Consider the following 8,262-nt stretch of genomic DNA (forward strand, 5'->3'; position numbering starts at 1 on the left):
CGTAAGGGCAGAGAACCGTTAGAACAGTTGCAAATCCTTCGCGCCGCTTTGGATTTCAGCAAAATTCGGCATGTTCTGAATCGTAACAGGTGCGGGTTTCGTGCCCGGCATCGCAACCGTCGGTTTCGCCACGTTCGCCATTCCAAAGACCGGTTTTTCCAGCTCCCCCCGGATATCGCGCAGCAGCGTTTTATGATCCGGCATCACTTTGACGATCTGCGCAAGATCCTCTTTCGCACGCTGCATGCCCTGGAACCAGATCACCTTCTTCATCGGCCGCAAACGATCTCGGATGCCGGAACCGTAACCCGTATCATAGACCTGTTTGCCCAACAGAACCGTCTGATAAACGCGATGGTCAAACAGCGTGGCAAATTCCACATCGTGATCCATCGGCAGACGGTGCTGCCACAACTCCAGATTCTCGGCCAGCCGATCCGGTATCTTCATCTCTGTCCGCGCGTCGATCCAATAGGGATCATCCTTTCGGTTGCCCAATCGGTAGTGCAGGCAGATGAATTCCAGAACCTCGTTATAAAGCTTGTCCATCTGCCGGTTGTATCTTGCCCGCAGTGAAGGGGCGACGTCGCGCGTCGGCAAGTGTTCTGCAAACCAGCGTACTGCGTGGTCAATCATGTGGATCGCGGTACTTTCCAACGGCTCGATAAACCCGCCTGACAGACCGATTGCCACACAATTCTTGACCCAGGCATTGCGCACGCGCCCGACGCGCATCGGGATGATCCGCGGCGTCAAACCCTTGCCGCTGTCACCCAGCCATTCAAGATATTCGTCGGCCGCCTGATCATCCGTTCGATGCGCCGAGGAGAACACATAGCCTGTACCCACACGATTGTAGAGCGGCACCCGCCACGTCCACCCTGCGCCCAGCGCGGTCGACCGCGTGAGGCTTTCGATTTTATTGGGATTGCGGTGTTCGACCTGCAACGCCATGGCGCGGTCATTGGGCAAATAGTCCGAATAATCCAAAAACGGCTCGCCCAGTGCCTGATTGATGATCAGGCCGCGGAACCCGGTGCAATCGATGACCATTTCGATGTCATGACGTCCTGCCCGCTCCAGCATCAGATGGCTGACGTTGCCTTGTTCATCCAGCTCGACCTTCTGTACCTCGTCCTGGATATGCTCGACGCCGCGCTTTTTGCAGACCGTGGTAAGCATACCCGCAAACTTCACCGCATCCAGATGATAGGCATAGCCAAAACGCTGTTCAAACTCGGGCTGACCCAGCTGCCGCGCGCCTTTGCACAGACGTCCCAGATGATCGTGGGGCGAGATGGACTGTGTAAAGTCCCTCTCTCCATTGCCAAAGCGCAGGAAATACTCGGCGGCGTCCAACCCTTCCAGCATCTGGCCATGGGCAAAGGGGTTCACGTAATCGATGCGTTTTCCTTTGGGGTCTTTGTTCCAGTTGCAGAACTTCACACCCAGCTTGAAGGACGCGTTTGTCTCGCGGAAAAAATCCCGTTCGGAAATGCCCGCCTGACGGAGCGTGACCGGCATGCGCGGCACCGTAGCCTCACCCACACCTACAGTCGAGATATTGGGGCTTTCGATCAGGCAGATATGTGGTCGGTCTTTTGTTGCTGAAGTGCGTGAAAACACCATGTCCAGGATCAACGCGGTCATCCAGCCTGCCGTGCCGCCACCTACGATGGTGATTTTGCGCAAACGATTGTTCATATTCTTCTGTCCCCATTGGTTTTGAGGACTATATCAAGTTTCCGACGCTTATCTAGGCTCTGCCATTATGTGCCTTGTGACCCGGCTTTGAACATGTCCCTGAACTGGTCACGCAAGATGTTCTTTTGGACTTTTCCCATTGTATTGCGGGGCAATTCATCCAGTTGAATAAGCGTGCGGGGATGTTTGAACCGCGCCAGGCTGTCGCGCACTACTTCCATGACCGCGTCGAGATCCGGAGACTGCCCGGGTTCGGCAACAATCAGGCCCAGCACGGTTTCACCGAAGTCGGGATGCGGCACGCCGATCACTGCGCTCTCCAGAACACCGGGGTGGCTGTCCAAAACCAGCTCAATTTCCTTGGGGTAGATATTGTAGCCACCCGAGATGATCAGGTCCTTGTTGCGCCCGACGATATGGACATACCCATCTTCGTCGACCCGTCCCAGATCACCGGTGATGAAAAACCCGTTTTCGCGCAGCTCGGCAGCCGTCTTTTCCGGCATCTGCCAATATCCCTTGAACACGTTCGGGCCACGCACTTCGATCTCACCGACTTCACCCTGCGGCAAAGGGTTGCCGTCTGCATCGCATATCTTCAGTTCGACCCCTGGCAAGGGAAACCCGACCGTACCCGCGCGACGTTCGCCGTCATAGGGGTTTGAGGTGTTCATATTGGTTTCAGTCATGCCATAGCGTTCTAGGATACGATGCCCGGTACGCTCCTGGAATTGTGCATGGGTATCCGCCAGCAATGGGGCCGAACCCGAAACGAACAGGCGCATGTGTTCGGTCAGCTCGCTGGTAAAACGCGCGTCTGCCAGTAGGCGCGTATAGAAGGTCGGAACGCCCATCATCGACGTGGCTCCGGGCATTCTGTTAATGATCTGATCCGGGTCGAATTTTGGCAGCCAGATCATGCTTCCGCCGACAGCCAGAATGATATTGGTGGCCACAAACAGCCCATGCGTGTGAAAGATCGGCAGCGCGTGCAACAGAACGTCTTCCGACGTGAACCGCCACTCTTCGACCAGTGTCCGCGCATTGGACAACAGGTTGTTCTGGGTCAGCATCGCGCCTTTTGAACGTCCGGTGGTGCCCGACGTGTAAAGAAACGCCGCCAGATCCTCACCGTCCCGATCCACGGTCGCAAAGCTGTCTGGCATTGCAACCGCCAGATCCATCAGCGAGCCCGAGCCATCCGCATTCAGCGTTTCCACCCTGCCCCCAAAACGCACGGCAATCAGGGTCAGTTGGTCTTTGCTTCGGCCATCGCAGACAACAAGTGACGCGCCGCTGTTTTCGATGAAATACGTCAGTTCGTCCACGGTATAGGCGGTGTTCAGCGGCAGGAAAACCAGGCCTGCCTGCGCGCATGCCGCGTATAGCGCCAGCGCCTCAGGCGATTTATCGACCTGAGCCGCAACCCGGTCCCCGGGTTTTAGGCCCAGTTGCGTGGCCACATGGGCGATCCGGGCGGCTGTACTCAGAAAGTTTCGATAGGTGACGGTCGTCCCGTCTGTCAGGTGCAGGAAAGCCGTATCTTTGTCGGCGTGAATGCCAAACAAATCATCATAGAGAGGGTTAGCCATGTTCGATCCTCCGTTTCCCCAGCCATAACGGCGAACCGCTTCTTAGGGGAAGGTTCAACTGTGTCACACTGCGCTTTTGCTTGCAGTTCAATGCCTGATCGCGTCGCTTTTATTGCCCGGCGCGAGTTGCAGCTCGGAACCCGTGGTGGGTAATGCCTTTCACCGCCTCTGCACATTTTCTGCACGAAAGCCCCATGAAGGCTGCGGATACGTCGCGCCAAAGATGCAAGCGCCGCAGGCAATCTGCCGGGAAAGGAAACCTGCAAGCAGGAGACAGGACATGAGGCAGGAACTGACAATTCGCGGCGTGCCGGACAGCATCGTGCTGGACGCGTGGTGGCTGGGAAAGATGGACGAGGCCCCCCGATGGGGAGGCAACAGACGACAGCAGAGTGGCTCTCTGATGTCCGCGCTGAAAATGCGCCATGCGATCCCGCTTCTTGCATCGCTGGTAGCGCTTGCTGATTGGTTGTTTTGGGAACAACCGCTAGGCATTTCTGTCTCAGTCTTCGCGCTGGTCTTGTCCGCCGCGATCATGGCGATGAAACCCCGGCGGGCGACTGCAACGGAATGGCTCATAGCCGCCGCATTTGCCTTGTTCACCAACCTGCCGGTGGCCATCGATTTGCAGCTTCTATCGTTATTGTTCAGCCTTGCTGGTTTGGTCAGTCTGGCCACCTGGGCGCTATTCGGTCAGGCCGTAAACGAACGTCTGCTGCTGCGCTCCGCCCTGCGCCTGCCTTCCATCGGCGCGACGCTTTTGCTGCGCGACACATGTCGCACCGCAGTGGCCGCCGATCTTGGGTCCGACAGCCGCCGCCACGCAGCCTCGCTGGCCTTGCCGCTGCTATTGGGTACGGTCTTCCTTGCCTTACTGGCCGCCGCCAATCCGGTGCTGGAAGATCTTCTGGCAGAGCTGGACCCAAGTCTTCTGTTCGAAGGGTACTTTTGGCTGCGGCTTCTGTTCTGGGGTGTTATGGCCTCGCTGCTGTGGCCGTTCCTAAACCTCAGCGATCCATGGCTGGGCGGCATTGCCCGCCCAGCCACCATGCCGAAGACAGGCCCAAGCCGGGCTGCATTTCTGATCAATCCAATATCGGTGCGCAATTCGCTGTTGCTGTTCAACCTGATGTTCCTTGTACAAACCGTGATGGACCTTGGTATCCTGACCGGCGGTGTATCCCTGCCTCAAGGGATGAGCTATGCCGCTTATGCCCATCGGGGCGCTTATCCGCTGGTGGCGACGGCCCTGATGGCGGGCGTATTCACTCTGGTCACTCACAGCATGATCGGCGCGGACCGGACGTTGCGCATTCTGATCTATATGTGGTTGGCGCAAAACGTGTTCCTGGTGCTGACAGCTGCCATCCGGCTGCATCATTACGTCGACGCCTATGCGCTTACCTATTTGCGGGTGGCCGCCTTCATATGGATGGCGCTGGTTTTCACCGGTTTGCTGCTGATCGTGGTGCAAATCCAACGCGGCTTTGGTACAACCTGGCTTCTGCGGCGTTGTTTTGCAGCGCTTCTGGTGGTCTTGTATATCTGCAACTTTGTGAATTTCGCATCAGTCATTGCCAGCTACAATCTGAGCCACGGCAGCGCTCTGACGCAACAGGATACCGGTTACATATGCAGCCTTGGTGCTGATGCTTACCCCGCTATCCGCGATCATGAAACCAGAACCGGACAGCAAGTCTGTGACGTATGGATGCGATATGATCTGAAAAAGGATGCAATCACCAACTGGCGCGAATGGGGCTTTCGGAGATGGCGAATCCAAGCCTATTATCGGCAGCAGAGTTGAAGGACCCCATTTGATGCCTGCACGCATTCTTGTTGTCGACGATGATCCGGATATCCTTGAGGTAACAAGGTTCGCGATTGAAAAGGCAGGCTATGCGCCACTTCTGGCCAGCGACGGCCTGACCGCGCTTGATACAAACCGTCAGGAAAGCCCCGATCTGATCGTGCTGGATATCGGGTTGCCCGAAAAGGATGGTCTGGAAGTATGCAGGGACATCCGCAAATCCTCGGACGTGCCGATCCTGTTCCTGACCGCCCGCGATGACGAGGTCGACCGTATCGTCGGGCTGGAGCTGGGCGCCGATGATTATCTGACGAAACCCTTTTCCCCACGCGAATTGGTGGCCCGGATCAAGGCCATTCTGAAACGCAGCGCTCCGACACCTGCCCAGCCCGATCCGGTGTTGTCGCAAGGCAGCCTGCACCTGGATGCAGAGCGTCACCTGTGCAGGTTCGCTTCAACGCCCGTGACGCTGACCGGTTCGGAATTTCGGCTGCTGGCAACTCTGATGGCCCGTCCCGACCGTGTTCTGTCAAGGGCGCAGCTGATCGATGCGCTTTACGGCTACAACATCCACGTCTCGGACCGCACCATTGACAGCCATATACGCAATGTCCGTGCCAAGCTGGCCCAGGCCGGCTGTGCCGAAGGGATCGTGACCATTCACGGTGTCGGCCTCAGGATGGGTGCATGCACGCCCGGCTGAACCGCAAATGGCGCCCCAGATTGTGGACCATCGTTCTGCTGGTGCTGGGCATTGTCCTGTGCCTGCCCTTTGCCGGGCTGATCCTGTTCCGTTTTTACGACAGTCAACTGGTGCAACAGACCGAAGAAAGCCTGCTGACACAGGCTGCGGTCATGTCAGCGGCGTATGCCGAGCTTTATGCAGATGCAGCCGGGATCAAGCCGCCCCGCCCGAGTGCAATCTCAACCGAGCACGCGGTGTTTCCATCGCTGTCGGTCAATCGCGAAACGGTTCTGCCGCCGCGCCCGGACGCGCGACCGGCAACCGTCCGACCCGGTTCGGTTTATCAGGCCATCGCCGCCCCGCTAAACCGCATCGCCAACGCCGCACAGGCGCAAACCCTTGCGGGTTACCGGATGCTGGACCTCGATGGGAACGTGTTTGCCGGTACTGCGGAAATCAGCCAAAAGCTGGGTCATGTTGACGAGGTTCGCGAGGCCCTTTCAGGGAAAACCGTCTCGGTCGCGCGCACCCGCGTGCGCGAGGATGCAACACCTGCACTTTATACCCTCAGCCGCGGTGCCCGCGTGCGCGTTTTCGTGGCGATGCCAGTGTTCGTGGATCAGACCCTTATCGGGGCGGTTTACCTGAGCCGTACCCCGAACCATATTTTCCGCTTTCTGTACGGCGAACGTTTCAACCTTGCCAAAGCCGCGGCATTTGTTGCTTTGTCCGCGGCGCTAATCGGGTACGTGTTCTGGCGGTTCATCACCCGGCCGATCCACCTGTTGATCCAGCGCAGCCAGATGGCGGGCCATGGTGGTCAGGCATGGGAACCACCAGACCAGCTTGGCACGCGGGAAATTGCGGATCTGAGCCAGAGTTTTCAATCGCTGACGGAACGCTTGCAGGACAAGCAGGACGGATTGAAAACGTACACCGCCCATGTCACCCACGAGCTGAAGTCACCCCTCACCGCCTTGAAAGGCGCGGCAGAGCTGCTGCGCGACGATGATTTGTCACCAGCGCAGAAACACCGCCTGCTGGACACTGTGGACAAGGGCGGAAAGCGGATGGAGGATCTGCTGGCCAACATGCGCGCCTTCAGCCTGGCCGATCAGAGCGCCATTAACGGTACATGCTGTCTGAACGACATCACTGATCAGGTCGTCCAGACTTTCCCCGCGCTTGCGATCAAGACTGAGAACGATCACCTGCCCTTGCCCGTCGCGGCACCCACCCTGCACATCATATTGACACATATGCTCGAGAACGCTCAGCAACACGGCGCGCAGAATGCCGTGCTGACAGCCTATCAAAACGACGGTGTCGTATGTCTGAAAATTGCGGATAATGGCGCCGGTATCAGTGAAGGGAACAAGGACAAGGTTTTGCAGCCCTTCTTTACGACAAAAAGAGAGGCCGGTGGCACAGGTATGGGCCTGAATATTGTCAAAGCGACCATGGAAGCAATTGGTGGGCAACTCAGTGTTGTGCCAAGCAACCAAGGCGCTTGTTTTCTTCTGATTTTTAATTAATCGGGCGCGCAAGCCGCCTGTAAAAGGGGCAACATTCGCTGTTCAGAAGCTCGGAGGTTCTGTCTATCGAACCGCAGTCGCAGACTTTGCGCTTAGCCGCCATTCGCTCTGACACCGCTGCGCGTTTTGGCACATCAATGTCCGAGTGGCGTCAACTTTGCTAAGGATTAGTTCGGGTTGATCACCAAAAGTGAGACAGGTCCGACGCTTTCCAAATGGCCCTTTCCGAGCGCCGCCGCCAGCATATTGTTCAGGTTGTGTCGTGTCTTTCCACCGAGACCTGTTTTCGCACGAGAGGCGGTACCACTCTCAACCGCACCATCGAACAGTCGATCGCGTTATTTTCAACCCAAACTTGGCAATCAGTCAGCCTTGCGGCGTGTACCAGATTGGAGACGTGTAGGCACGCTCCTGCTGCGAAGTAGGAGCGCCTTCAGGGATGTCGATACCGTAGCGGTATGCGTCGTAGACGTACCAGGGTGGTGTCGGAATCTCGAGCACACGCGCGTAATAGAAAGCCGGGCGCGCCGGGTCGAATTCAGGATCAATCCAGATTGTCGCAAGTTCCGCGGCACCAATGGTGTTGGTCCAGGTTGCGGAAGCAACATCCACAGTGTCACCAACGGGCGGAACCTTTCCGTCGCTGCCAGTTTCGCGTTCGTCTGACCAGGCGACGTCAAAGACTTTCTCATCGGTCGTCCCGTCCTCATTGAGCCAACCTTTCACGATTTGCACGCGGTCGAGGTTAGCGCCAATTGGATCACGAAGGGCTGCCACCATGAACCTTGGTGCCTGTGCACCTTCGGAGGGGGTCATAAGGTCGGCACCCATCGGTACGCCTTTTGCATTGGACGTGTCGCGGTTTGCTGCCGCTCCTTTGATAGCATTTATTGCAGCAAAGGAGACGAACTATGGGACTGAAACGGACGGACGAAT

General features: G+C 57.3%; 6 protein-coding genes. 3 read left to right on the forward strand and 3 right to left on the reverse strand.

Annotation, left to right across the window (positions count from 1 at the left end; genetic code table 11):
- Positions 1 to 18: 18 nt before the first annotated feature.
- Together ACR0J7_RS13760 and ACR0J7_RS13765 are read right to left on the reverse strand one after the other, a co-directional pair.
- On the reverse strand, positions 19 to 1,704 hold the full coding sequence (locus ACR0J7_RS13760; RefSeq protein ID WP_480914605.1) for a tryptophan halogenase family protein: 1,686 nt from the start codon (positions 1,702 to 1,704) through the stop codon (positions 19 to 21).
- A gap of 65 nt (positions 1,705 to 1,769) precedes the next feature.
- The gene (locus ACR0J7_RS13765; RefSeq protein ID WP_480914607.1) at positions 1,770 to 3,296 is read right to left on the reverse strand and encodes a malonate--CoA ligase; all 1,527 of its coding nucleotides are present in this window, start codon (positions 3,294 to 3,296) and stop codon (positions 1,770 to 1,772) included.
- 280 nt (positions 3,297 to 3,576) lie between these two features.
- On the opposite strand from ACR0J7_RS13765, the gene ACR0J7_RS13770 reads away from it, so the two are divergent.
- Genes ACR0J7_RS13770 through ACR0J7_RS13780 form a run of 3 tightly spaced genes read left to right on the forward strand, consistent with a single transcriptional unit; the run spans position 3,577 to position 7,326 of the window.
- Positions 3,577 to 5,103 carry a DUF4153 domain-containing protein gene (locus tag ACR0J7_RS13770; protein ID WP_480914609.1) on the forward strand — a complete coding sequence of 509 codons (1,527 nt, stop codon included), beginning with the start codon at positions 3,577 to 3,579 and terminating at the stop codon, positions 5,101 to 5,103.
- Positions 5,104 to 5,116: 13 nt separating this feature from the next.
- Positions 5,117 to 5,809 (forward strand): response regulator, encoded by a 693-nt coding sequence (locus ACR0J7_RS13775; protein ID WP_480487262.1) that lies wholly within the window; start codon positions 5,117 to 5,119, stop codon positions 5,807 to 5,809.
- Positions 5,794 to 7,326, forward strand: a complete 1,533-nt coding sequence (locus ACR0J7_RS13780; RefSeq protein WP_480914611.1) for a sensor histidine kinase — start codon at positions 5,794 to 5,796, stop codon at positions 7,324 to 7,326. Before ACR0J7_RS13775 ends, ACR0J7_RS13780 begins: the two co-directional genes overlap by 16 nt.
- 366 nt (positions 7,327 to 7,692) lie before the next feature.
- Here the strand turns inward: ACR0J7_RS13780 and ACR0J7_RS13785 are convergent, their stop codons facing one another.
- Entirely contained in the window at positions 7,693 to 8,217 is a 525-nt protein-coding gene (locus ACR0J7_RS13785) for a DUF3604 domain-containing protein (RefSeq protein WP_480914613.1), read from the reverse strand.
- Positions 8,218 to 8,262: the final 45 nt, after the last annotated feature.

This window comes from Ruegeria sp. O4, assembly GCF_056535125.1.

Coding starts and splice junctions, on each gene's coding strand:
- ACR0J7_RS13780 (WP_480914611.1), top strand. CDS start 5,794: ATGCACGCCCGGCTGAACCGCAAATGGCGCCCCAGATTGTGGACCATC.
- ACR0J7_RS13775 (WP_480487262.1), top strand. CDS start 5,117: ATGCCTGCACGCATTCTTGTTGTCGACGATGATCCGGATATCCTTGAG.
- ACR0J7_RS13770 (WP_480914609.1), top strand. CDS start 3,577: ATGAGGCAGGAACTGACAATTCGCGGCGTGCCGGACAGCATCGTGCTG.
- ACR0J7_RS13760 (WP_480914605.1), bottom strand. CDS start 1,704: ATGAACAATCGTTTGCGCAAAATCACCATCGTAGGTGGCGGCACGGCA.
- ACR0J7_RS13765 (WP_480914607.1), bottom strand. CDS start 3,296: ATGGCTAACCCTCTCTATGATGATTTGTTTGGCATTCACGCCGACAAA.